Source organism: Shewanella zhuhaiensis, assembly GCF_022484835.1.
Taxonomy (GTDB): Bacteria; Pseudomonadota; Gammaproteobacteria; order Enterobacterales; family Shewanellaceae; genus Shewanella; species Shewanella khirikhana.
In genome coordinates this window covers 65,603-89,547 of record NZ_JAKUDL010000011.1, presented here as the reverse complement: position 1 = coordinate 89,547, position 23,945 = coordinate 65,603, and the positions used below count along the sequence as shown (strand labels likewise).

24 protein-coding genes are annotated in these 23,945 nt (G+C 55.2%); 11 read left to right on the top strand and 13 right to left on the bottom strand.

Annotated elements, in window-relative coordinates:
- The first annotated feature begins 185 nt into the window (after positions 1–185).
- The gene (locus MJ923_RS19790; RefSeq protein WP_240592562.1) at positions 186–734 is read left to right on the top strand and encodes a gamma carbonic anhydrase family protein; all 549 of its coding nucleotides are present in this window, start codon (positions 186–188) and stop codon (positions 732–734) included.
- Here the strand turns inward: MJ923_RS19790 and MJ923_RS19785 are convergent.
- Entirely contained in the window at positions 731–988 is a 258-nt protein-coding gene (locus MJ923_RS19785) for a DUF1488 family protein (protein WP_240592561.1), read from the bottom strand. The two genes, MJ923_RS19790 and MJ923_RS19785, sit on opposite strands and share 4 nt — an antisense overlap.
- Position 989: 1 nt before the next feature.
- Positions 990–1,811 (bottom strand): shikimate dehydrogenase, encoded by an 822-nt coding sequence (gene aroE / locus MJ923_RS19780; protein ID WP_240592560.1) that lies wholly within the window; start codon positions 1,809–1,811, stop codon positions 990–992.
- Between the two features lie 165 nt (positions 1,812–1,976).
- Between aroE and MJ923_RS19775 the strand changes: the two genes are divergently transcribed.
- On the top strand, positions 1,977–2,408 hold the full coding sequence (locus MJ923_RS19775) for a group II truncated hemoglobin (RefSeq protein WP_126168903.1): 432 nt from the start codon (positions 1,977–1,979) through the stop codon (positions 2,406–2,408).
- Positions 2,409–2,442: 34 nt separating this feature from the next.
- On the opposite strand, the gene hemF is transcribed toward MJ923_RS19775, so the two are convergent.
- From hemF to MJ923_RS19760, 3 genes are all read right to left on the bottom strand, one after another.
- Entirely contained in the window at positions 2,443–3,357 is a 915-nt protein-coding gene (gene hemF / locus MJ923_RS19770; RefSeq protein WP_240592559.1) for an oxygen-dependent coproporphyrinogen oxidase, read from the bottom strand.
- 13 nt (positions 3,358–3,370) lie between these two features.
- On the bottom strand, positions 3,371–3,934 hold the full coding sequence (gene tsaC, locus MJ923_RS19765) for an L-threonylcarbamoyladenylate synthase type 1 TsaC (protein WP_240592565.1): 564 nt from the start codon (positions 3,932–3,934) through the stop codon (positions 3,371–3,373).
- Positions 3,935–4,041: 107 nt separating this feature from the next.
- Positions 4,042–4,605 (bottom strand): DNA topoisomerase family protein, encoded by a 564-nt coding sequence (locus MJ923_RS19760; RefSeq protein ID WP_240592558.1) that lies wholly within the window; start codon positions 4,603–4,605, stop codon positions 4,042–4,044.
- A 224-nt stretch (positions 4,606–4,829) separates the two neighbouring features.
- On the opposite strand from MJ923_RS19760, the gene MJ923_RS19755 reads away from it, so the two are divergent.
- Entirely contained in the window at positions 4,830–6,578 is a 1,749-nt protein-coding gene (locus MJ923_RS19755; protein ID WP_240592557.1) for a collagenase, read from the top strand.
- A gap of 142 nt (positions 6,579–6,720) precedes the next feature.
- Here the strand turns inward: MJ923_RS19755 and MJ923_RS19750 are convergent, their stop codons facing one another.
- From MJ923_RS19750 to MJ923_RS19740, 3 genes are all read right to left on the bottom strand, one after another.
- Positions 6,721–7,200 carry a DUF494 family protein gene (locus tag MJ923_RS19750; RefSeq protein ID WP_126168899.1) on the bottom strand — a complete coding sequence of 160 codons (480 nt, stop codon included), beginning with the start codon at positions 7,198–7,200 and terminating at the stop codon, positions 6,721–6,723.
- A 2-nt stretch (positions 7,201–7,202) separates the two neighbouring features.
- Entirely contained in the window at positions 7,203–8,219 is a 1,017-nt protein-coding gene (dprA, locus tag MJ923_RS19745) for a DNA-processing protein DprA (RefSeq protein WP_240592556.1), read from the bottom strand.
- 84 nt (positions 8,220–8,303) lie between these two features.
- Positions 8,304–9,398 carry a LysM peptidoglycan-binding domain-containing protein gene (locus MJ923_RS19740; RefSeq protein ID WP_240592555.1) on the bottom strand — a complete coding sequence of 365 codons (1,095 nt, stop codon included), beginning with the start codon at positions 9,396–9,398 and terminating at the stop codon, positions 8,304–8,306.
- Positions 9,399–9,522: 124 nt separating this feature from the next.
- Between MJ923_RS19740 and def the strand changes: the two genes are divergently transcribed.
- From def to MJ923_RS19715, 5 genes are read left to right on the top strand one after another with little or no spacing between them, the layout of a single operon-like run.
- Positions 9,523–10,026 carry a peptide deformylase gene (def, locus tag MJ923_RS19735; protein WP_240592554.1) on the top strand — a complete coding sequence of 168 codons (504 nt, stop codon included), beginning with the start codon at positions 9,523–9,525 and terminating at the stop codon, positions 10,024–10,026.
- A gap of 15 nt (positions 10,027–10,041) precedes the next feature.
- Complete coding sequence (fmt, locus tag MJ923_RS19730; RefSeq protein WP_240592553.1) at positions 10,042–11,004, top strand: methionyl-tRNA formyltransferase; 963 nt, start codon at positions 10,042–10,044, stop codon at positions 11,002–11,004.
- Positions 11,004–12,287, top strand: a complete 1,284-nt coding sequence (gene rsmB / locus MJ923_RS19725) for a 16S rRNA (cytosine(967)-C(5))-methyltransferase RsmB (RefSeq protein ID WP_240592552.1) — start codon at positions 11,004–11,006, stop codon at positions 12,285–12,287. The genes fmt and rsmB overlap by 1 nt, the downstream gene beginning before the upstream one ends.
- Before the next feature lie 17 nt (positions 12,288–12,304).
- Positions 12,305–13,714, top strand: a complete 1,410-nt coding sequence (trkA, locus tag MJ923_RS19720) for a Trk system potassium transporter TrkA (protein ID WP_126168893.1) — start codon at positions 12,305–12,307, stop codon at positions 13,712–13,714.
- 22 nt (positions 13,715–13,736) lie between these two features.
- The gene (locus tag MJ923_RS19715) at positions 13,737–15,179 is read left to right on the top strand and encodes a TrkH family potassium uptake protein (RefSeq protein ID WP_240592551.1); all 1,443 of its coding nucleotides are present in this window, start codon (positions 13,737–13,739) and stop codon (positions 15,177–15,179) included.
- Positions 15,180–15,216: 37 nt separating this feature from the next.
- Here the strand turns inward: MJ923_RS19715 and hemG (MJ923_RS19710) are convergent, their stop codons facing one another.
- Positions 15,217–15,777, bottom strand: a complete 561-nt coding sequence (gene hemG / locus MJ923_RS19710) for a menaquinone-dependent protoporphyrinogen IX dehydrogenase (RefSeq protein WP_240592550.1) — start codon at positions 15,775–15,777, stop codon at positions 15,217–15,219.
- A 200-nt stretch (positions 15,778–15,977) separates the two neighbouring features.
- Between hemG (MJ923_RS19710) and MJ923_RS19705 the strand changes: the two genes are divergently transcribed.
- Positions 15,978–16,286, top strand: coding sequence for an ArsR/SmtB family transcription factor (locus MJ923_RS19705; RefSeq protein WP_126168890.1), 309 nt, complete (start codon positions 15,978–15,980; stop codon positions 16,284–16,286).
- A 9-nt stretch (positions 16,287–16,295) separates the two neighbouring features.
- On the opposite strand, the gene hemG (MJ923_RS19700) is transcribed toward MJ923_RS19705, so the two are convergent.
- The 4 genes from hemG (MJ923_RS19700) to pepQ all read right to left on the bottom strand — a co-directional run bounded on the left by hemG (MJ923_RS19700) (position 16,296) and on the right by pepQ (position 20,308).
- Positions 16,296–16,823, bottom strand: a complete 528-nt coding sequence (hemG, locus tag MJ923_RS19700) for a menaquinone-dependent protoporphyrinogen IX dehydrogenase (protein ID WP_240592549.1) — start codon at positions 16,821–16,823, stop codon at positions 16,296–16,298.
- Between the two features lie 2 nt (positions 16,824–16,825).
- Entirely contained in the window at positions 16,826–18,283 is a 1,458-nt protein-coding gene (locus MJ923_RS19695; RefSeq protein WP_126168888.1) for a TrkH family potassium uptake protein, read from the bottom strand.
- Between the two features lie 82 nt (positions 18,284–18,365).
- Positions 18,366–18,986, bottom strand: coding sequence for a YigZ family protein (locus MJ923_RS19690; protein WP_240592548.1), 621 nt, complete (start codon positions 18,984–18,986; stop codon positions 18,366–18,368).
- 2 nt (positions 18,987–18,988) lie between these two features.
- The gene (gene pepQ, locus MJ923_RS19685) at positions 18,989–20,308 is read right to left on the bottom strand and encodes a Xaa-Pro dipeptidase (protein WP_240592564.1); all 1,320 of its coding nucleotides are present in this window, start codon (positions 20,306–20,308) and stop codon (positions 18,989–18,991) included.
- Between the two features lie 282 nt (positions 20,309–20,590).
- Here pepQ and fadB point away from each other — a divergent pair, with 282 nt between their 5' ends.
- Together fadB and fadA are read left to right on the top strand one after the other, a co-directional pair.
- Complete coding sequence (gene fadB / locus MJ923_RS19680; RefSeq protein WP_240592547.1) at positions 20,591–22,741, top strand: fatty acid oxidation complex subunit alpha FadB; 2,151 nt, start codon at positions 20,591–20,593, stop codon at positions 22,739–22,741.
- Between the two features lie 19 nt (positions 22,742–22,760).
- Complete coding sequence (gene fadA, locus MJ923_RS19675; RefSeq protein ID WP_240592546.1) at positions 22,761–23,924, top strand: acetyl-CoA C-acyltransferase FadA; 1,164 nt, start codon at positions 22,761–22,763, stop codon at positions 23,922–23,924.
- Positions 23,925–23,945 lie beyond the last annotated feature (21 nt).

The window sequence follows — 23,945 nt, the reverse complement described above, 5'->3', positions numbered from 1 at the left end:
CACAACCCGCTACGCTTAGCGCCGCTTGCCGTGTCAGTGGATGCGCATTATAGGGACCCCAAACTTTTGCGCAAGGGGTGTTTTTAAGTTTTTTTGTTTTTTTACCTCGTTTGCGGGAAAAACGACCTGACCTGCCGATTTTACGGCCTTATAATGCGAAAAAACCGTCATTTTGTGAGATTTTTATGTCAAAGGCTCTGAGATCCTATAAAGGAATGGCCCCCAAATTGGGCGCAAATGTGTATATAGATGAAGCCTGTGTGCTGGTTGGCGATATTGAGCTTGGTGATGATGCCAGCGTTTGGCCCATGGTAGCCGCCCGTGGTGATGTGAACCATATCCGTATAGGTAAAAGAAGCAGCATCCAAGACGGCACCTGTTTACACGTCACCCGGAAGACCCCTGCCAAGCCCGACGGACATCCACTGATTATTGGTGATGACGTAACCGTAGGCCACAAAGCCATGCTGCATGGCTGCACCGTGGGCAACCGGGTGTTGATTGGTATGGGCGCGATTGTTTTGGACGGTGCCCATGTGAGTGATGATGTGATTTTGGGCGCAGGCTCTTTGGTGCCCCCCGGCAAGGTATTGGAGAGTGGTTACTTATATGTGGGCAGCCCGGTGAAACAAGCCAGGCCGCTGACCGAAGCTGAACTTAAGTTCCTGCCCCAGTCAGCGCAAAACTACGTGCTGCTGAAAGATGAGTATCTGCAGGAGCAGTCTCCCGCTTAAAGCTCTATCCGGCCCCACTCATCGAAGGCATCTTCTTCGATGAGTGATTCGGCCAGCTCTTCCACTTCAAAACGCACGCTTTCAAGCAAAGCTGCTGCGTTGGTCACAGTCACTTCTTCTCCGCTCATGGCGGCGAGACTCTCAAATGGCAGGATACATTCAATACGCATGCCCTGTTGATGGGCCACCAGCATCAACTGCTGCTTTTTGCCATCGATGGAAATCGCATCGGCAAAGATAATGCTCTGATTCATTTTACACTCCTGAGATAAGACTCTGCCGCAAAGTTTGCAGCACCGGCGCAGTATTGGGTCTCACCTTGCGCCATAGATAAAAGCTTTCCGCCGCCTGCCCCACCAACATGCCCAAACCATCGATACAGTCTTTGGCCCCCAAAGAGCGGGCCCATTCATTAAACACGGTGGCGTTGGCGCCATACATCATGTCATAACACACGGTTTGATTGTCGATGGCGCTGGCATTCAGTGCAGGCAAGTCACCATTAAGACTCGCCGAGGTTGAGTTGATAATGACATCGAAGGGGCTGCGGATATTGTTACCTTCAACGACTTCGATATTGGCCTCTGGACATAATGCAGCCAATGCTTCGGCTTTGCTCAAGGTACGGTTACTGATGGTCAGCCTGGCACCGGCACGAATAAGCGGCAGCAAGGCGCCGCGTGCTGCACCACCAGCGCCCACCAGGAGCACCCGCTTAGCATTTAACTCCACACCATGTCTTATGAGGTCGGCCACCAGCCCAATGCCATCAGTATTATCACCCCGAAGTCGCCCGTCCGGCAGCTTTATCAGTGTATTGACCGCACCGGCAATGCGGGCATCATCACTGAGCTCATCACTAAGGGCAAAGGCCTGCTCTTTAAAGGGCACTGTAACGTTCGCCCCTCGGCCCCCTGTCGCCATAAAGGTTGTCACGGCTTCGCCAAAGCCATCCAGAGGCGCCAGTATCGCCTCATAACTGAGGGTCTGCCCGGTTTCTTTGGCAAACATGGCATGAATTTGCGGCGACTTACTGTGGCTGATGGGGTTGCCAAATACGGCGTATCTGTCTGTCATGGATAACAAATCGGCTATAGGGGTTGGCTTCAGTCTACCCTTGCCCTTTTGGTTACGGCAATGGCGCCGTGCAGAGGAATTTTCAGGCGCACCACAAAATACAGTGCTGATGTATACTGCCGGGCAGTTATTGCCAGACATAAACCGTATTTACTGAGTAGCAAGATGAACTGGATAAAGAAGATATTCCGCCAACAGCCTCAGGATGACAGAGATCCGAATCAGTCCAACGCTTACGACATGATAGGCGGCGACAAAACCATTCGCGCCATTGCAAAACAGTTTTACGCCCGTATGCAGCAAGGTGAAGACACCCAAAAACTGCTGGCGATGCACCCGGGGCCAATCGAGCAATCAGAACAGAAGCTGTATGAGTTCTTAAGCGGCTGGCTCGGCGGACCTCAGCTGTTTCAGCAAAAGTATGGCCATCCGGCCCTGCGGGCAAGACACATGCCCTTCGCCATTGATGAGCAAATGCGCGATCAGTGGCTGCTGTGCATGCAGCATGCGCTGGAACAGGAAGTGGCAAATGAGCAACACCGCAAGGTGATCTACCAGGCTATTGCCACCCTGGCAGACCACATGCGTAACCAATAAGCCAACATTAACGCTAATTGGTTACTATTATGAATCAATTAGCCAGCCAGTCCTGGGGCTTGAGGAAGCGCTCGTACAGCTCCGCCTCAGGGGTTCCGGCTTCAGGACTGTAAGCATACTGCCAACGAACCAGCGGCGGCATCGACATCAGAATCGATTCGGTGCGGCCACCGGTTTGCAACCCAAACAGAGTGCCACGGTCGTACACCAGATTAAATTCCACATAGCGGCCGCGACGATAAAGCAGAAAATCCCGCTCACGTTCGCCGTAAGCCGTGTCTTTACGACGCTCAACAATCGGCGCATAGGTCTTGAGGAAACCTTTACCCACCGCCTGCATGTAGTCAAAGCACTTATCAAATTCCCAATGGTTAAGATCGTCGAAGAACAGACCGCCAACACCACGGGTTTCACCACGGTGTGGCAGGAAGAAGTACTTATCGCACCACTCTTTGTACTTGGGATACACATCATCGCCGAAAGGCTCACACAGATCTTTGGCGCTTTGGTGCCACTCTTTCACGTCCGACTCAAACGGATAGTAAGGCGTTAAATCGAAACCGCCACCAAACCACCACACGGGGTCAGCACCATCTTTACGGGCAATAAAAAAGCGTACGTTGGCATGGGTAGTTGGGATATAGGGGTTTTTGGGGTGGATAACCAAGGAAACCCCCATCGCCTCAAAGCTGCGGCCAGCAAGTTCAGGCCGGTGCGCCGTAGCCGATGCAGGCATGGAGGCGCCCATCACATGGGAGAAGTTTACCCCGGCCTGCTCAAACACAGCACCATCGGTCAGCACCCGGCTGATCCCACCGCCGCCTTCGTCGCGCTGCCAGCTGTCGGTGGCAAAGCTTGCTTTACCATCCAGCCCTTCCAGGCCAGCGCAGATGTTTGCCTGCAGCTGCATTAAAAACGCTTTTACCTCATCGGCGTTGGGAAGTCCCATGCTGTGTTCCTTCTTATCCTTGTCTGAAAATATGGCCGGTTTGAATATCGATAATGGTGGATGGTTGCCCGGATTGCCCCAACTCACCCAGTACCACGGCATCGATTTTATCGCCAAGCTGAGTTTGCACTTCATCCAGCGTCAGCGCTGGCGGCTCACCTGCCAGATTGGCACTGGTGGACACCAAGGGCTTTTGGCAGGCATCACACATGGCACGCGCGCCTTCATGGGCGGTCACCCGCACGGCTATGGTATCAAAGATACCTCTGAGCATACGTGATACCCCGGCTCTGGCCGGAATCACAAAGGTGAACGGGCCGGGCCACTTGTCGAAAGCGGCCTGTAACTGACCCTCAGTCACGCGGCTTAAATCGATATAGGGTTTCAGCTGGTCGAAGCCGCTGGCAATCAGAATCAGCCCCTTTTCCCACGGGCGCTGCTTTACTGCCAACAGCTTTTCGATGGCTGCATCATTATCCGGATCGCAACCCAAACCATATACCGCCTCGGTGGGATAGGCCACCACACCGCCACTTTCGATGATGCCACTGACTTCGGAGGGATTTACCTGCAACATTAAGATCATCTCAAAGATTCATAAGTTCGCACCAATGCCACCCCAACATTTGGCAGGGCGCTCATTATAGCGACAAGGCGGACAAGCTTAAAGAAATGTGCCCCGGGTCACAGAGGCCGTTTGTATTTGCACGGCTTATTGGGGCATTCGAGACGGCTACCGCTGGCGCCTTTTCGCTGTACCAGCAGAGCAAAGCCACAATCCGGGCAAGCTTCAGCCACAGGCGGAAAGTTGACCAAAAACTTGCACTTGGGGTAGCAGGAACAGGCATAAAAGCCTTTGCCGTAGCGGTTGGTTCTGTGCTCCATCACACCGGTTTTGCATACCGGACAGGCCACAGCCTCTTCCGGCGGGGCCTGATCAGGCTTTTCGATGTGATGGCACTCAGGGTATTGGGTGCAACCGATAAAAATACCGAAACGACCTGATTTGACCGCCAGTTCATGACCACATTCAGGGCACTCTGAGCCCTCAATTACCTGAGTTTCGATGGATTCGTGCTGCACCAGCGGCCGGGTGTATTGGCAATTTGGATAGTTGTTGCAGCCAACAAAGCTGCCATGTTTGCTGTGACGCACCGACAGCTCGCTGCCGCATTCGGGGCAGAGCTCAAACTCACGCTCCAGGGCGTGCTCGTGGGCACTGAACAGGCTGTGATCTATCTTGGACATGGCGACCTCTACTGCAAACTGCCGCTATTTTAGCAATTGGCTGGCCTGGCCGAAAGCCAGCAAAGTCGAATAACCCAGCTCCATACATGAAACCAGGTAAACCTTGCCTTAGCCAGGGCGCCGGCACCGAGCGATGGTGTCCACCAGAGCACACAGAATGGTGAGAGGTGAAAACTTACAAGGGCGATGTTATATTGTATCCAAAATAGCAATAGAGACTTAACGTGAACTCCAAATCCCTCGCCCTCTGCCTGATGCTGGCCATAGCAGGCTGCGCTCAAACGCCCACATCAAACATTGCGTTGACCGATACGCTTACGCCCAGGCTTGCCAACATTGAGCATACACTGACAGCCGATGATGAACTCTACAGCAAGACCAACTTCAACCTGGCGCTGGCACTGCTGCAAAGGCCAGAAACAGACCATGAACAGCTACTCGTTTACCTGCGTGCCTACAGTTATTTCGGTGACCTGGATGTGATGGATGCCAAGCAGGCCTCACGCCTTGCCGTAATTCTGGCGCAACTGGCGCAGGCAGCCCCTGCCAACACCCAAGAACAAGTCGCCGTAGTGGGCTATCGATTCCTCGCCGATAAAAGCCGCGGCGCTGAGATTGCGCCTTTTATTGATCTGCTGGCGTCGCAGCTAAAGCAATTAGCAGCACAACCTGCATCACTCGAGCGGGACTATGCCCTGTGGGAAACCCTGAGAGCTTATGGCTTTTTACTGTTTGAAAGCCGCAAGTACCCGGATAGCAGCCTGGCCAAAACTATGCTCGCCTCAGATGCAAGCACAGTGCTGCTGAACTTTGCCGGCAGCGACGCCGCCATCAGTGGCGCGGATGACTGGCCGCGAATGAATGCCTACTGGGCACTGGCACTCTATCGTCTGGCACTGCCAGCGAGCGACGATGCTGAATCCACGCCCGCGGAGCACAAACTGGATGAAGCGGTGAAACACATTGCCGCAGCCGATGCCAAAATTCGCGGCGAAGCGGCCAAAACTGCCTATACCCTGGGTTACCACGTCAACCGCTTTGCCGGCAAAGAAGCCTGCGAGCAGGATGAACTCTGCGAGATCCCGGAGCTGACCCAGGTACTGCCCCAGCGCCATGAGTGTTCAGACAGCCTGTATATCCTGTCTCAGGATTTGACCGACGCGGAATTTGCCGAAAGCTGCACCCGACTGATTTCTCAGGAAGACAGTTTCCATGCATTGCTGCAGACCGGCCGTGTAGCGACCGCCAACGACTTCAATCAGGCGCTGCAGGTCGTCGCTTTTAAAAACTGGAGCCAATACAACGCTTACGGACAACTGCTGTTTGATATAGGTACAGACAACGGCGGCATGTATATCGAAGGCACACCCTCCAAACCCGGTAATCAGGCCAGCTTTTTCGCCTTCCGCCAATGGTGGATTGCGCCCGAATTTGCTATCTGGAACCTGAACCACGAATACGTGCATTACCTCGATGGCCGTTTTGTAAAATACGGCGGTTTTGGCCACTTCCCGGGCAAAATGGTGTGGTGGGCAGAGGGGCTGGCGGAATATGTCTCCAAAAGCAATGACAACCCAGACGCCATCAAGCTTGCGCGGGAAAAACGGGCTGAAGCGCCCAGCCTGGCGGATATCTTCGCAACCGAGTACAAGGATGGCTTGGACAGGACCTACCGCTGGAGTTATCTCGCTATCCGCTATCTGGCAGAGCAGCGTCCAGCCGCGTTGGTAGAGTTGTCGCGCCTGTTAAAGACCGACTATTTTGAAGGCTATGATGCCTTGCTAAGCCAACTGGCCAGCGAAGAGCAAAGCGGTTTTGAAACCTGGTTGGATGGGCAAATAGCCCAAGCTGAAGCCCAGCCAAAAGATGCACCAACTCTGCCCCGCAAGCTTAACCGCTATGCCTATCGCGACTACTTAACGCCAGCGCATCTTCTGCCCAAGGGTAAAACCAGCGTGCATTTCCATTTCTAAATCCGTTTTAGGTAACGCATGGCTTTGCTGAAGCAATTCACGCCAAAGGCGCAATGAAAAAAGGAGACCTAGGGTCTCCTTTCTTTTATACAGCTCTTTACGCAGCGCTTTTAGACAACTCTTTTACGGAAGAAGTCTTGGCTCAGGAATGCAATCGGCCCGGCTGCTCGTCGAACATCATGTTTTCCATTTGGTTGTAGGCCATCTCCTGCCCGGGCGCATTAAACAGCACCATCATGACCACCCATTTGAGGTCATCCAGAGTCAGGCTGGATTCATCCAGATCCATTACTCTGTCTATCACCATTTCACGGGCTTCGACGTTGAGCACTTTAATTTGTTCCAAAAACAGCAGGAAGCCACGGCATTCAACATCCAGACGTTCCAGCTCTTCCGGCGTATAGACACGGAAAGAGTGCTGTTCGTGACTGCACAGATAAGGCTGTTCACTGTCGCGCAAGTCGGCCAGATGCTCGAGCCAATTCAGCGCCTTGATAATTTCCGACTGCCGGAAACCTGCCAGAACCAATTCTTTTTTCAGCTGGTCTTCGTCCACCAGCATATCCACTTCCAGGTCATTCTGAACATAGTTCTCGAATAGGTACATGAGGATGTCAAACATGGCTAATTCCTCCTGATTCTGACGTAACCACCGGGTACTGCAGCAACCCAACCTTGTAACTCCAACTCAAGTATTTGTTCCAGCACAAGATCTATCGGTTTACCACTATGTTCCACCAACCTGTCTAAGGGTGTGGTCTCATATTCTACACTAGCCAAGAGCTCTGGGTATGGCAACTCCTGACCTATTTCAGCCTGGATATGGGGGCGTTGGGGCAACATATCAAGCTGACAACGCAACATGGCGTCTAGTTCCTCCACTATATCGGCCGCCTCACACACAAGTTTTGCCCCCTGACGCAATAAATCGTGGCAGCCCTGATGACGCTCATCGAGAATATTACCGGGCACCGCAAACACCTCACGGCCCTCCTCCATTGCCAATCGGGCACTGATCAAAGAACCACTCTTGCGGGCGGCCTCTACCACCACAGTGCCCAGCGCCATTCCGGCGACAATCCGATTGCGCTTGGGGAAATTGCCGGCAAACACACCAACATCCGGCCATAACTCGCTGACAACACAGCCCTTGGTTTGCATGTCCTGATACAGCCCCAGATGCTTTTTGGGGTACACCTGCTCGATACCTGTGCCCAGGATCCCATGGGTTACCCCGCCAACACTCAAACAGCCCTGATGACAGGCGCCATCGATACCGGCGGCGAGCCCACTGACTACAGCCAGACCGCGACTGGCAAGATCCGCCGCTAACTTGCGGGCCGTCTGCAGTCCGGTGTAACTGGCAGCCCTGCTACCCACCATGGCGACAGCCGGAACGAGCAACGCCTGCGGCTGACCTTTCACAAACAACAAGGGAGGGGGATCGGAGATATTCTTAAGGAGCGGTGGATAGCAATCGCTGTCCGGACATAAAAGATGATGAAGTTCTGAGGTTTCCTGCCACTGGAGCGCAAGGTCAACCTTACGATAATCAATAGTTAAACCGGACCGCAGAGAGGGCGGCAAAGGCAGTGAGCCACTATCGCTTTCAAGCCTTTGCCTTAACTCATCCACATCCATGTGTTCGAGTAACTGTCGGATCCGGGCAGGTCCAAGCCCGGAAACCGCACCGACAATCAGCCAGTCAACCAGCGTCTGACTGATTTACTCCCCCTTAATCGAAGGCATAGAGAGTTTGTCATCCATACGAACCGGACGGCTGTTCACCATAATCAGGCCCATACTGACTTTATCAAACACCTTGAATACCATCAGATTACCGTGATAAACGTCAGGCAGCTTGATGGCATCATCACTGCCAAACTTGGCCATCAGGTCGCCATAGGCGTTACGATCTATGGTGGGCACAGGGGTGCCATCTCCGTTGATCACCACGGTTTCACCATCACGATGAATGGCGAACACATCACCGGGCTCAACGCCATCGTTCTGACCTTTGCTGATATAGACCACATCCAGCTTACCGGCTTCACGAATTTCATCTTCAGTGCCAAGCACATAGGCATCCTGCACATCGGCAGGTTTAGGCATAAAGTAGGCCGACAGCATCGAATCTTCTTCGATAGGCAACACGCGGTAACCGGCTTTGGTTTCGCGTAAATTGGTCAGCAACTGCACCTTGGAGATCTCACCGGACTCAACTACCCGGCCACTGGCGGTTAAAATCACTTCCTGACCAAGCACCTCATCGGTGGCCTTGTCAGAGAAAGTCCGACCCGCGTTATAAGCGGCGACTTTCATGCCTTTGGGCAACTGCGCCTGCACATAAATAATGTCACTCTCGGTATGATGGCGAGAGGGGCTTTCACCACCCAGAATCAGCGGCTGCTGAGCAAACCATTCCGCGTCGACCACACGGTTTTGGCTCAAATAAGGCTGAATAAGCTCCAGACTCACAGCAGGAATGGCGCCGCCCTTGGGCATCACCCGACCTTCTGGGCTCTTACGCACCTGTGGCTTTACTACCAGCCGGGGTTGGCCGTCAATAAATACCAGAGTCAGACGATCACCGGGATAAATCAGGTGGGGGTTGGCGATTTGCGGGTTGGCATTCCACAGAGTGGGCCAACGCCAGGGGTCGTTAAGAAACTGGCCGGAGATATCCCACAGGGTGTCTCCTTTCTCTACGACATAGGTGTCCGGATGGCCTGGCTTAAGAGTCAGGGTATCAGCCAATGCAAACGAACTGGTTACCGACATTAACGCGACTAGAATTAACCGTTTCATGGGTGCATCCATGTTGTTTGGCTCGTTAGGCGAGCTTTTACTGTTATTGATTGTCGCTACGGATTAAAATTGACCCAATAGCAAAGTCAGTATAACCAACTGGCACGGATTTGACAGACTTGTTAAGAGTTTAAGTATGCCCTTACTGAAAGTATTACGCTTCCCCGATGAGAGATTGAGAACTGTTGCCCGGCCGGTAACCGAATTTACTCCTGAACTTCAGACCCAAATCGACAATATGTTCGAGACCATGTACGAAGAAAAGGGAATTGGTCTGGCGGCCACTCAGGTAGATTTTCATCAGCGTCTTATCGTGATGGATCTTCAGGATGATATTGAGCGCCCTAATGTGTTCATTAACCCTGAAATTGTGGCCAGAAGTGGCGATTTTTGTAATGAAGAAGGCTGCCTTTCGGTACCCGGCGTTTACGCCAAAGTGGATCGCGCCGAATTTGTAACCGTTAAGGCTCTGGATCGCCATGGCAAAGAATTTACCGTTGAAGCTGACGGTTTGTTCGCTATCTGTCTGCAGCACGAAATGGATCACCTTATGGGCAAGCTGTTTGTCGACTATCTGTCGCCACTCAAGCGCCAGCGTATCCGTCAAAAGCTGGAAAAAGCCGCTCGTCACGAAAAATAAGATTCAGGTAACGTTTTGAAGCCACTGAAAATCATCTTTGCCGGTACGCCGGATTTTGCAGCGCGCCATCTGCAGGCGCTGCTGGGTTCAGACCATGAGGTCATTGCCGTTTACACCCAACCCGACCGTCCCGCCGGACGGGGGCAAAAACTCACACCTAGCCCGGTGAAGTCACTGGCGCTTGAGCACCAGATCCCTGTTTATCAGCCTAAATCTCTTCGCAAAGAAGAAGCGCAGCAGGAACTGGCGGCCCTCGGTGCCGATATCATGGTGGTGGTGGCTTACGGCCTGATCCTGCCAAAGGTGGTGCTGGATACTCCGCGCCTCGGCTGCATCAACGTGCACGGCTCGATTCTGCCGCGCTGGCGCGGTGCGGCGCCCATCCAACGCGCCCTGTGGGCCGGTGACACTGAAACCGGCGTCACCATCATGCAAATGGATGTCGGCCTGGATACCGGCGATATGCTGCTCAAAACCCGTCTGCCCATCGAAGATGATGACACCTCTGCCAGCCTGTATGAAAAACTGGCAGAGCAAGGCCCTGAAGCTCTGCTGGAAGCCCTTGCCGCCCTCAGTGAAGGCCGCCTGAGCGCCGAAAAGCAGGATGAAGCCCAGGCCAACTATGCCGAGAAGCTCAGCAAGGAAGAGGCCCGCCTCGATTTTGCCAAGCCTGCCAAAAATCTGTGGCAGGAAGTACGCGCCTTTAACCCCTGGCCGGTGAGCTATTTCGAGCACCAGGGTCAGACCATCAAAGTATGGCAGACAAGTGTGCTGGCCGAATCCAGCGCCAAAACGCCCGGCACCATAGTTGCCGCCGGCAAACAAGGCATAGATATCGCGACCACCGATGGCGTGCTGCGTATTCACAAAATGCAGCTGCCCGGCAAAAAACCAATGGACGTGGCCGATATCCTCAATAGCCGCGGCGACTGGTTTACTCCCGGCACCCTGCTGGCAAGCCCTGAGGCAAGCGAGTAATGAATATCCGAGCCCTCGCCGCCAAGGCGATTTTCGATGTGCTCGAGCGCGGCGTGTCGCTCTCGGTCGCCCTGCCCGCCCAGCAGCAACTGCTGCGTGATGGTAAAGACAAGGCACTGCTGGCTGAGATTTGCTACGGTGTCATGCGCCAGCTGCCCCAGCTCGACAAACTGGTCAGTGGCTACATGCAAAAGCCCCTCAAGGGCAAACAGCGCGTTATCCACCAGCTGCTGTTGGTTGGTGTTTATCAGCTGTATTTCACCCGGGTGCCGGCCCATGCCGCCATTTCCGAAACCGCCGAAGGATGCCGCGCCCTCAAGTTTGAAAACCTGGTCAAGGTGGTCAACGGAGTACTGCGCAACATTCAGCGTCAGGTGCCGCCGCTGGATGAGTCCAACGACACCTTAAAATACAACTTCCCCGGCTGGATAATCCGCCGCCTTAAAGACGCCTACCCTGAAACCTGGGAAGACATCATTGAGGCGTCACATCAGCGCCCACCCATGTGGCTTAGAAACAATCGCCGCCACCAGAGCCGCGATGCCTATTTGCAGGCGCTTGCCGATGCAGAAATAAGTGCCGTTGCGGGTCAGGGCGAAGATGCCATCTGCCTCGAATTTGCCACCGACGTTGCCCGCCTGCCGCATTTTGCCGATGGCGCGAGTTCGGTACAGGACGGCGCAGCCCAGTGGGCCGCCAGTCTGCTGGCACCTCAAAACGGCGAGCTGGTATTGGATGCCTGCGCCGCCCCCGGCGGAAAAAGCTGCCACCTGCTGGAGCTGGCCGATATCGAGCTGGTCGCTGTGGACTTCGACGAAAAGCGTCTCGAGCGGGTGTCGCAAAACCTCGAGCGTCTCAAGCTCAATGCCAAAGTTATCCACGGCGATGCCGGCGATATCGGCAGTTGGTGGCAGGGCGACAAGTTTGACCGCATCCTGCTGGATGCGCCCTGCTCTGCAACCGGGGTGATCCGTCGCCACCCAGACATCAAATGGCTCAGACAAAACAACGACATTGCCGAGCTTGCCAAACTTCAGCAGCAAATTCTCGACAACTGCTGGCAGTGGCTCAAGCCTGGTGGCACACTGCTGTACGCAACCTGTTCCATTTTGCCTGAAGAAAACCGTGAGCAGATCAAGGCCTTCCTCGAACGCACCGCAGATGCGACCCTGGAAGCCCTGCCCAATCAGGCAAACAATAATGATATCGGCTGGCAAATCCTGCCGGGACAGGACGACATGGACGGGTTTTATTACGCCCGCCTGAAAAAAGCGCTGGTTTAGGGACTAGGCAAAACGCCATGAAAATTATCATCTTGGGCGCAGGTCAAGTCGGGGGAACCCTGGCAGAAAACCTGGTAGGCGAAAACAACGACATCACCATTGTCGACTCCGACAAAAACAAGCTGCGCAGCCTGCAGGACAAATATGACCTGCGGGTGGTGGTGGGCCACGGTGCCCACCCGGATGTACTGCGCGAGGCCGGTGCCGAAGATGCCGATATGCTGATTGCCGTGACCAACAGCGACGAGTGCAATATGTCGGCCTGTCAGATTGCCTACACCCTGTTTGGTACTCCCACCAAGATTGCCCGTATCCGCTCTGAGCAGTACCTGCACATGCAGGAGCGTCTGTTCATCGACAGCGAAACCAAAAACTCCGACAACCGTACCCGCGGCGGCTTCGTGATTGACGAACTGATTGCCCCCGAGCAGCTGGTCACCTCCTACATTCAGCGACTGGTGGAATACCCAGGCGCCCTGCAGGTGCTGGAGTTTGCCGATGGCAAGCTGAGCCTGGTGGCGGTACGCGCCTACTACGGCGGCCCACTGGTTGGCAACGCACTGGCGGCGCTGCGTGAGCACATGCCCAATATTGATACCCGGGTGGCGGCCATTTTCCGTCAGGGTCGCCCCATCATGCCCCGCGGCACCACCATTATTGAAGCCGACGACGAAGTCTTCTTCGTGGCCGACAGCCGCCACATCCGCGCCGTGATGAGTGAGATGCAAAAGCTCGACAACAGCTACCGCAACATCATGATAGCCGGCGGCGGCAACATTGGTCTGGGTCTGGCGAAAAAGCTCGAGCGCAGCCATTCGGTGAAGTTGATCGAACACAGGGCCGAGCGCGCCGAGGCGCTGTCGGAAAAACTGGAAAACACCACGGTATTCTGCGGTGATGCCTCGGATCAGGAGTTGTTGCTCGAAGAGCACATCGACCAGACCGACGTGTTTATTGCGGTGACCAACGACGATGAAGCCAACATCATGTCGGCACTGCTGGCCAAGCGCATGGGCGCCAAAAAGGTGATGGTGCTTATTCAGCGCGAAGCCTATGTGGATATCGTTCAGGAAGCCAATATCGATATCGCCATCTCGCCGCAGCAGGCCACCATTTCAGCGCTGCTGACCCACATTCGTCAGGGCGATATCTGCAACGTGTACTCACTGCGCCGCGGCGCCGCCGAGGCCATTGAAGCCATCGCCCACGGCGACCCCAGCACCTCAAAGGTGGTGGGCAAACAAATCGGCGAAATCCGTCTGCCACCCGGCACCACCATAGGTGCCATAGTGCGCAACGACGAGGTACTGATGGCCCACGACAAAACGGTGATCGAGCAAGGCGACCACGTCATCCTCTTCCTGGTAAACAAGAAGTTTATCGGCGAGGTGGAGAAACTGTTCCAACCCAGCGCCTTCTTCTTCTGATAACCCAGAAACCGAGCCAGCCATGCTGAATTTCAGGCCCCTGCTCTTTATCCTCGGCACCTTCCTGTCGATGCTGGCAGGGTTCATGCTCATCCCGCTGCTGTTCGCCCTGGTGCATGGGGATGAAACTTCCGGCGCCTTTATGATTTCGGCCATGGTGACCGGGGTGGCGGCCAGTTTCTGCATCAGCGGCGGCAAACAAAAACACATCAAGCTCAATATCCGCGACATGTTTTTGCTGACCAGCATCACCTGGTTTGTCGTCAGCCTGTTCGCGGCACTGCCCTTTACCCTCTACCACGGCATCAACTACACAGATGCCTTTTTCGAGACCATGTCCGGCATCACCACCACGGGCTCCACCGTGTTGTCGGGGCTCGACAATATGGACCGCAGTATCCTTATCTGGCGCTCGCTGTTGCAGTGGCTCGGGGGTATCGGCTTTATCGTGATGGCGGTGGCAGTGCTGCCGTTCCTCAACGTGGGTGGCATGCGGCTGTTTCGCACCGAATCGTCAGACTGGAGCGACAAGGCCACACCCCGCACTCAGGACATGGCCAAGCACCTGTTCCAAATCTACATACTGCTGACCATACTTTGCGGTGTGGGCTACCACATGGCGGGCATGGACTGGTTTGAAGCCATTAACCACGCCATGACCACCCTCTCCACCGGCGGCTATTCCACGTCCGATGAATCCATGGCGCACTTCAGCCCCGGCGCCCACTGGGTCGGCACCGCCTTTATGCTGGCGGGTGGTCTGCCGCTGCTGCTGTTTGTACAGATGATCCGTGGCCGCACCCTCAAGGTATGGAACGATGCCCAGGTGAAGGGCTTCTTAGTGTTGGTCGGTGCCGTGAGTGTGGCTCTGGCGGTATGGCTTGCACCTGTAAAAGAGCTTGCGTTTATCGATGCTCTGCGCCTGACCTGCTTTAACGTGGTGTCCGTGGTTACCACCACAGGTTATGGCCTCACCGACTACGGCGCCTGGGGTCCACTGGCCAACGTGGCCTTTTTGTTTTTGATGTTTGTCGGCGCCTGCTCAGGCTCTACATCGGGCGGGATTAAGATCTTCCGCTTTCAAATCGCCTTCGCCATCATGCGCGAGCAATTAAAGCAGCAAATCCACCCGGCGGGCATCTTCCGGGAACGCTACAACAATCGCCCTATCAGCGAAGACATCATTCGCTCCCTGGTCACCTTCATTCTGCTGTTTGTAGGCGTAACTGTCGCACTGGCGGTGTTTCTGGTGTCAGTGGGGGTCGACCCCATGTCGAGCCTGACCGGCGCCATCACGGCGGTGACCAACGTGGGGCCAGGGCTTGGGCCTGTGATTGGCCCGGCGGGTAACTTTGCCGGTCTGCCCGACAGCGCCAAATGGGCGCTGTCGCTGGGCATGTTACTTGGACGACTGGAGATCCTCACAGTGGCTGTGCTGTTCCATCCCAAGTTCTGGCAATACTGACGGCAATCGGTTTTGGAATTGCCTCGTTCAGGCTGATTCAGTCGGCTTGCGCCAACGTCAGCAAATGCTCCGCGTACTTGTCCACATCCTGCCAGTCGGTGTAGTCGATAACCGCCTTGGGGTCTGTCGGGCCGTTGGTCATCTTCATAATCAGCCGGATCATCAGGGCGTCGTACCAGGGCCAGGACGGGTAGTCCACCTTACCGGCAATGATTTTTAAATCCCGTGGCTGCCAGGGCGACAGGCTCAGAAACTTCTGCAGATACTTGTTGTTTTCCAGCACCCGTTTCTCGGGATTGCGGGCCACTACGTTGATGCAATAGAAGCTCGACGGTCTTGACGCCAGCGCGGCCTGATAGCGGTTAACCAGTTCAAACACCGACTTATGGTAACTGCCGTACAGCACACAGGCGCCCAGCGCCACCACATCGAAGCGCTGCCAGTCTGGCTCGGCGGCCAGTGCCTCGGCCACCGACATCAGGGTACACTCATGGCCCAGCGCGTTCAGCCTGGTGGCCATGGCTTCAGATATCTTGCGGGTATGGCCGCCACGGGAAAAATAAATGAGCAGGATCTGACGCTTGGCTGATTGAGACATGCTGGGCTCCGCAAACTATGGACACTTCATTGTGACAACCACGACGGCAACTGTCCTGCCTTGAGGTCACAAACGGACATCATAAATGCGCAATTGCCACCGATGTCACAGTTATGAATGGGGAAATTGCCTTGGACGCCTCAGTCAATTAGAATCATCTAATCAAATGTTCCACTCAGGTTAACGGACAGAGGTTACAGATGCCACAGACTATTGATGTAAACGCCATGGTCGGCAACGCCGAAACCGCCGCCAAATGGCTGAAGGCCATCGCCAACCCCTATCGGTTGATGATCCTCTGTCTGCTGCTGGATAACGAGCTCAGCGTCACTGAGCTCAATGAAATTGTACCCCTGAGCCAATCAGCACTGTCTCAGCACCTGGCGGTGCTTAGGGCGGAAGATTTGGTGGATACCCGTAAAAGCTCGCAGCTGGTGTACTACAAGCTCAAAAACGAGCAGGTCACCGACATCATTTCTATCCTGCACAAACGCTATTGCAGCGTGTAACGCAGGCGCTCACGGCTTGCGGGCGGCAAAGGCATCGCCAAAGCCGTCAACCTTATCCCAATCGGTAAACTCAAAGGTGCCCTTCACATCGGTGGGGCCCTTGGTGATCCACATGATGAAACGGATCATGCTGCGGTCGAACAGGCCATAGCGGGGATAATCAATCTTACCGGCAAACACTCCCAGCTGCTGTGGCTGCCACTTGGACAGCTGCAAAAACTTCTGCATATAAGGGTTGGTTTGCGGAGTATTCTTCTCGCTTTTGCGCGCCACCACATTCACGGTGAAAAAGCCGTTTATCTTGCTGGCAAGAATCTCGGCATTCGCAGCGGCAAATTCAAACAGTGCCGGTCTGTGCTTGCCATACCTGATACTCGCACCAACCAGCACCTTGTCTGCCTCTGCCAGCAGCGGCGCTGCAGTGCCAATTTCTGCCAGGGTGACAGTCTCACCCGCCGCTTCGCAGCGCGCCTTGATACGCTCGCAAATACGTAAGGTTTGGCCATCGACGGTGGAGTAAAGGATCAGGGTCTTCATTATCAGGTCTTCCAGAAGGTAGGCGTAAAGAGTACCAGCAGGGTAAAGATTTCCAGTCGGCCGAACAGCATGGCCACTACCAGCACCCACTTGGCGCCATCGCCGATACTGGCATAGTTGCTGGCCACTTCACCCAAACCCGGGCCCAGGTTGTTCAAACAGGCGGCGGTGGCACTGAAGGCGGTAATATCGTCCAGCCCCATGGCCATCAAAATCAGCATACAAATCACGAACACCAGCGCGTAGGCCGAAAAGAAGCCCCACACCGCATCCACGACCCGGTCAGGCAGCGCAGTATTACCGATACGAATGGAAAACATCGCCCGCGGATGGATAAGCCGCTTCAGCTCACGACTGCCCTGCAGCAACAGCAGCAGTACCCGGATCACCTTGATACCACCGGCGGTTGAACCGCCGCAGCCGCCGATAAAGCTCGAGAAAATAAGCAGCATCGGCAAAAACAGCGGCCACAGGTGGAAGCTCTCGGTACCAAAGCCCGCAGTGGTCGAAATCGACACCGCCTGGAACAGCGCATAGTCCAGGGTTTCTTCGGCAGAATCGTAGATGCCGGAGTGCAGCAAGGTGGCAAAACAGATAGCGGTCAGCAGCAGTTGGATCACTATCAGGATTTTGAATTCGGTATCCTTGAAATACACCTTGAGATTAATGCCACGGCGACTGAACGCGGCAAAGTGGACACTGAAGTTCACCGCCGCAATCAGCAGAAACACCACACAAATCATGTTGATCATCGGGCTGTCGAAGTAGCCCATACTGGCGTCATGGGTCGAGAAGCCGCCGATGGCGATGGTGGAAAACGAGTGGCAAATGGCATCGAACACCGACATACCGGCGGCCCAGTAGGCCAGCGCACAGGCGGTGGTCAGCAGCAGATAGATGTACCAGAGCGCCTTGGCGGTTTCGGCAATCCGCGGCGTCATCTTGCTGTCTTTTACCGGCCCCGGGATCTCGGCGCGGTACAGCTGCATGCCCCCGATGCCCAGCACCGGCAGAATGGCCACCGCCAATACGATGATCCCCATCCCCCCGAGCCACTGCAACAGATGGCGGTAGAACAGAATCGCTTTGGGCAGGCTGTCGAGCCCCACAATAACGGTTGCCCCCGTGGTGGTCAGCGCCGAGAACGACTCAAAGAAGGAGTCGGTCCAGCTCAAATCGGGGGTGGAAGAGAAGATAAACGGCAAGGCACCTATGGAGCCCAGTACGGTCCAGAACAGCACCACAATCAGGAAGCCCTCACGGGTGCGCAGCTCGGATTTGTGCTGGCGGTTGGGATACCAGAACAGAAATCCCAAAATAAGGCTCACCACAAACGCCTGAATAAAAGCAGTACCGCCACCATCTTTATAGTAGATGGCAACCAGCGCCGGTGGCAGCATGGTGATGGAAAAGAGCCCCATCAGCAGGCCGGTGATCCTTATTATTGTTCTGTATTGCATGGAGCTGCTTTTGGCATTCCCTTGTTGTGGGGCACTTTTTCGTTGTTCGAGGAATTGTCGCACAATTCCTTCGCGCTGACACTCATTCGAATTCGTCGAATTTGAGGACGATTTGTCCCTGAGTAAGCGTCGCCAGATCCCGGTTCAAATCCGCCAGATTCGCTTTGGGTAATTGCAGTTGCAGCGTGACCTTGCCGCCAAAATCCCGCTCGAGAATATCGCCGCCGTGTTTGCCCAGCAGATACTCGATATCCGCAAGCTGCCCATAGTCGCAGCAAAGACGGGAAGGATATTTAAGCTCCCGCAGCTGGGTCGGCAAATCAGGCAGTGCCTTTTTGATACCCGAGGTATAAGCCCGAACCAGACCGCCCACCCCTAGTTTGGTGCCGCCGTAATAACGCACCACCACGGCACAAACCTCTCCCAACCCTGAGCCTTGCAGGGTGGCCAGCATAGGCCGACCGGCACTGCCGGAAGGCTCGCCATCGTCGCTGGAACCTATGGCAACGCTGTTATCCGGCGCCGCCGCAACATAGGCCCAGCAGTAATGACTTGCACCCGGGTAGCGGCTTTTCACGTCAGTAAGCACTGACTTCAAATCGGTTTCACTGCTGCAATGACTCAGAACCGTGATAAAGCGGCTGGCCTTGATCTCTTCTTCAAACACCAGCTCGCCCGCCGGAATGGGGTACTTCTCTGCCACTATCAGTTAAGTCCCAGATCCCGGGTCATGTTCTCGTTGCGTTCCTGATGCACAATCACATTATCCTCAATGCGAATGCCACCGAAGGGGCGCAGGGTGTCGACCATGTCCCAATTCACCAGGGCGCTGCGGCCATCATTTTTCAGGGCCGCCTGCAAAGAGTCGATGATGTAAAAACCGGGCTCAATGGTCAGCACATGTCTTGGTGCCAGCACCCTGGTACAACGCAAAAACGGATGTTCGGCGGGCGCTGCCAGATGAGTGCCACGCTCGTCGTTGGCAAACCCGGCCACATCATGCACCTGCAGCCCCAGCATATGGCCAAGACCATGGGGAAAAAATGCCGAGGTAACGCCCTGCTCGACCAGTGCGTCCTTATCGCCGGAGGCAATGTGCATTTCCAGCATCAGGGCCGCCAATTTGTCGTGGGTCGCCAGGTGCAGCTCGGTAAAGCGCATGCCGGGGCGGATAAGCTCCACCAGTTCCCGTTGTAGCTTGTCCATGGCCTTGATTAAGTCGTCAAACGCGTTCTTTTCAAACGCATAGGTACGGGTAATGTCGGAGGCATAGCCGTGGAAAGAGGCACCGGCATCAATCAAAAACGACAGACGCTGCGCCGGATTGCTGTGCTCAAGCGCGGTGTAATGCAATATAGCGGCGTTCTGATTGAGGGCGATAATATTGCCGTAGGGCACATCGTTCTCGCCCTGACCTATGGCCGACAGATACTGCTGCTGGATCTCAAACTCACTGGCGCCTTTGTAAAAGGCTTCCCGCGCGGCATTGTGACCAATCACCGCAATGCGGTTGGCTTCACGCATACACTCAAGCTCGTAGTCGGTCTTGAAGCTGCGATGCCAGTGCAGATAGTTCATCACCCCATCGGGGTTACGGCTCTTGAAGCCAAGTACATCGGCCACGTCCAGGTGCTCGCCAATGTAGGCCCAGCCATCGAGGTTTTTCGGCAGCAGGTCGGCCACTTTTTCGGCCTTGGTCAGCAGCTTGATATCAAAATGCTCGGTCCAGAAACTCTCGGGCACATCACTCACCTTGTGCCAAAAATCCTCGGGGCGATAAAACACCAGCACCGGCTTTTCCTGACCGTTGGTGAGAATCCAGCAGTTGGGATTATCCAGCACCGGCAACCAGGCCTTGAAGTGGGGATTCACCTTGAAGGGATAGTTAATGTCATCGAGAAACTGGCGACGATACTGGCCCGAATGAATGGCCAGTCCCTGCAGCTGCTCGCGGGCCAGTACATCGGCTACCCGGCGGGTTTGTTCCTGAATATGGTTGACGTACAGCGGGGCCAAATTTTCCATCATGTTCCATCCTCTGTGCTCATTACGCCAACCGACGGAAATTTGAAAAATCATATCCCAAACACCGTCTTGGCGAACTATTCTGTTTGCTGTGCAGTGTATCACAAAGGGTAAAAATCCTCCTCGCCGCCAAACAATTAAACGATCGTTTTAATTGGGTGTTGTAATTTTTGTTTTTTGGACGCACACTGGCAAACAAATGGTCAAATGATGGCCGCTATTGCTGTGAAAAAGGAGAGTCCGTCGCCAGATGGATTCCTGACCAAAAAGGAAAGCAAGCACATGATCTACCAAAGCCCTACAATCCAGGTCGAATTGACCGGTGACAAGATTGCCCGGCTGTGTTTTAACGCACCCGGCTCGGTCAACAAGTTCGATCGTGAAACCCTCGCCGCCCTCGACGCTGCTCTTGACGCCATCAAGGCCTCCGACGCCAAAGCTGCCCTGCTGACCTCAGGCAAAGATACCTTTATCGTTGGCGCCGACATCACCGAATTCCTCGCCCTGTTTGCCGAAGAAGATGCCAAGCTGCAAGCATGGCTCGAGCAGGCCAATGTGGTGTTCAACAAGCTCGAAGACTTGCCTTTCCCCACTGCCTCAGCCATCAAGGGCTTTGCCCTGGGCGGCGGCTGCGAAACCATTCTGGCCACTGACTTCCGTGTCGCCGATACCACAGCCAAAATTGGTCTGCCCGAGACCAAACTCGGAATCATCCCTGGCTTCGGCGGCACAGTGCGCCTGCCTCGCATCATAGGTGCCGATAACGCGCTGGAATGGATCACCACCGGCAAAGATCAGCGTCCTGAAGACGCCCTGAAAGTTGGCGCCATCGACGCAGTCACAGCGCCGGATGCTCTGGAAGCCGCAGCGACCCAAATGCTGAAAGATGCCATCGATGGCAAGCTCGACTGGCAAGCGCGCCGCGCCCGTAAGCAGTCGCCGCTGACGCTGCCAAAGCTCGAAGCCATGATGTCGTTCACCACAGCCAAAGGCATGGTCTACGCCGTGGCCGGTAAGCACTACCCAGCACCAATGGCCGCCGTGAGTGTGGTTGAAAAGGCTGCCGGCATGAGCCGCGCCGACGCGCTGCAGGTTGAACATCAGGCCTTTATTCAGCTGGCTAAGACCGATGTTGCCACCGCGCTGATTGGTATCTTCCTTAACGACCAGGTTGTAAAAGGCAAAGCCAAGAAGGCAGGCAAGCTCGCCAAAAACGTGAACCAGGCTGCCGTACTCGGCGCCGGTATCATGGGTGGCGGTATTGCCTATCAGAGTGCCAGCAAGGGCACGCCGATTGTGATGAAAGACATCAACCAGGCCGCGCTGGATCTGGGTCTGAACGAAGCCGCCAAACTGCTTACCGCTCAGGTATCCCGTGGTCGCTCCACGCCCGAGAAAATGGCCAAGGTGCTGAACAACATCACCCCTGCGCTGGACTACGCCCCCATTAAAGACGCCGCCGTGGTAGTTGAAGCCGTGGTGGAAAATCCGAAAGTGAAATCCGCGGTACTGGCCGAGGTAGAAGGTCTGGTGGCTGACGATGCCATCATCGCCTCCAACACCTCTACCATCTCCATCGATTTCCTCGCCAAGAGCCTGAAGAACCCTGCGCGCTTCTGCGGCATGCACTTCTTTAATCCGGTACACAAGATGCCACTGGTGGAAGTGATCCGCGGTAAAGACACCAGCGAAGAAACCGTTGCTACTGTCGTTGCTTACGCCAGCAAGATGGGCAAAACCCCAATCGTGGTGAACGACTGCCCCGGCTTCTTTGTAAACCGCGTGCTGTTCCCCTACTTTGCCGGCTTCAACGGTCTGCTGGCCGACGGTGGCGACTTCGCGGCCATCGACAAAGTAATGGAAAAGCAATTCGGCTGGCCAATGGGCCCAGCCTACCTGCTTGACGTAGTAGGCCTGGACACCGGCCACCACGCTCAGGCAGTGATGGCCGAAGGCTTCCCTGACCGCATGGGCAAGTCCGGCAAAGACGCTATTGATGTAATGTACGAAGCCGGTCGCCTGGGCCAGAAAAATGGCAGAGGTTTCTATCAGTACAGCATCGATAAGCGCGGCAAGCCGAAGAAAGATGTGGACCCGGCTTCCTACGCCATGCTGGCCGAAGCCTTTGGTGAGCAGAAAGCCTTTGATGCCGATGAGATCATCGCCCGCACCATGATCCCCATGATCATCGAAACCGTTCGTTGTCTCGAAGAAGGCATTATCGCCAGCCCGGCCGAAGCCGATATGGGTCTGGTATATGGCCTTGGCTTCCCTCCATTCCGCGGCGGCGTGTTCCGCTATCTGGATACCATGGGCGTAGCCAACTTCGTGGCACTGGCCGATAAATATGCCCATCTGGGCGGCCTGTATCAGGTCACAGACGCCATGCGCGCCCTCGCGAGCAGCAATGGCAGCTACTATCCAAAGGCCTGATTAGGGAAGGAACATCAAAATGAAACAAGCCGTTATCGTAGATTGCATCCGTACCCCCATGGGCCGCTCCAAGGGTGGTGTATTCCGTAATGTTCGCGCCGAGACCTTGTCTGCCGAGCTGATGAAAGCCCTGCTGCTGCGCAACCCAGGCCTGGATCCAAACAGCATCGAAGACGTGATTTGGGGCTGCGTGCAGCAAACCCTGGAACAGGGCTTTAACATTGCCCGTAACGCCTCGCTGCTGGCCGGCATCCCCAAGACTGCCGGTGCCGTTACCGTTAACCGTCTGTGTGGCTCTTCCATGGAAGCCCTACATCAGGCCTCCCGTGCCATCATGACCGGCATGGGCGACACCTTTATCATCGGCGGGGTTGAGCACATGGGCCACGTGCCGATGAACCATGGTGTTGACTTCCATCCAGGTCTCGCTGCCAATGTGGCCAAGGCCTCAGGCATGATGGGTCTGACCGCCGAGATGCTGGGCAAGCTGCATGGCATCAGCCGTGAAATGCAGGACCAGTTTGCCGTGCGTTCACACCAACGCGCCCACGCCGCAACCCTCGAAGGTCGCTTCGCCAAAGAGATTTATGCCATCGAAGGCCACGACGCCAACGGCGGCCTGATCAAAGTCGATTACGACGAAGTAATCCGCCCCGAGACGTCTCTGGAGTCACTGGCCAGCCTGCGCCCCGTGTTCGACCCAGCCAACGGCACAGTAACCGCCGGTACTTCTTCTGCTCTGTCTGACGGCGCTGCCGCCATGCTGGTGATGGAAGAAGAAAAAGCCCGCGCCCTCGGTCTGCCAATCCGCGCCCGCGTGCGCTCCATGGCTGTTGCCGGTTGCGATGCCGCCATCATGGGTTATGGTCCAGTGCCTGCCACCCAAAAAGCATTGGCCCGTGCCGGTCTCAGCATACAGGACATGGATGTGATTGAGCTGAACGAAGCCTTTGCCGCTCAGTCTCTGCCTTGCGTAAAAGACCTTGGTCTGATGGACGTAATGGAAGATAAGGTGAACCTCAACGGCGGTGCTATCGCCCTGGGCCACCCGCTGGGCTGCTCCGGTGCCCGTATCTCCACCACCCTGATCAACCTGATGGAACACAAGGATGCCACCCTCGGCTTGGCGACCATGTGTATCGGTCTGGGTCAGGGCATTGCGACTGTGTTTGAGCGCGTGTAACCCGCACTTTTGCTAACAAAA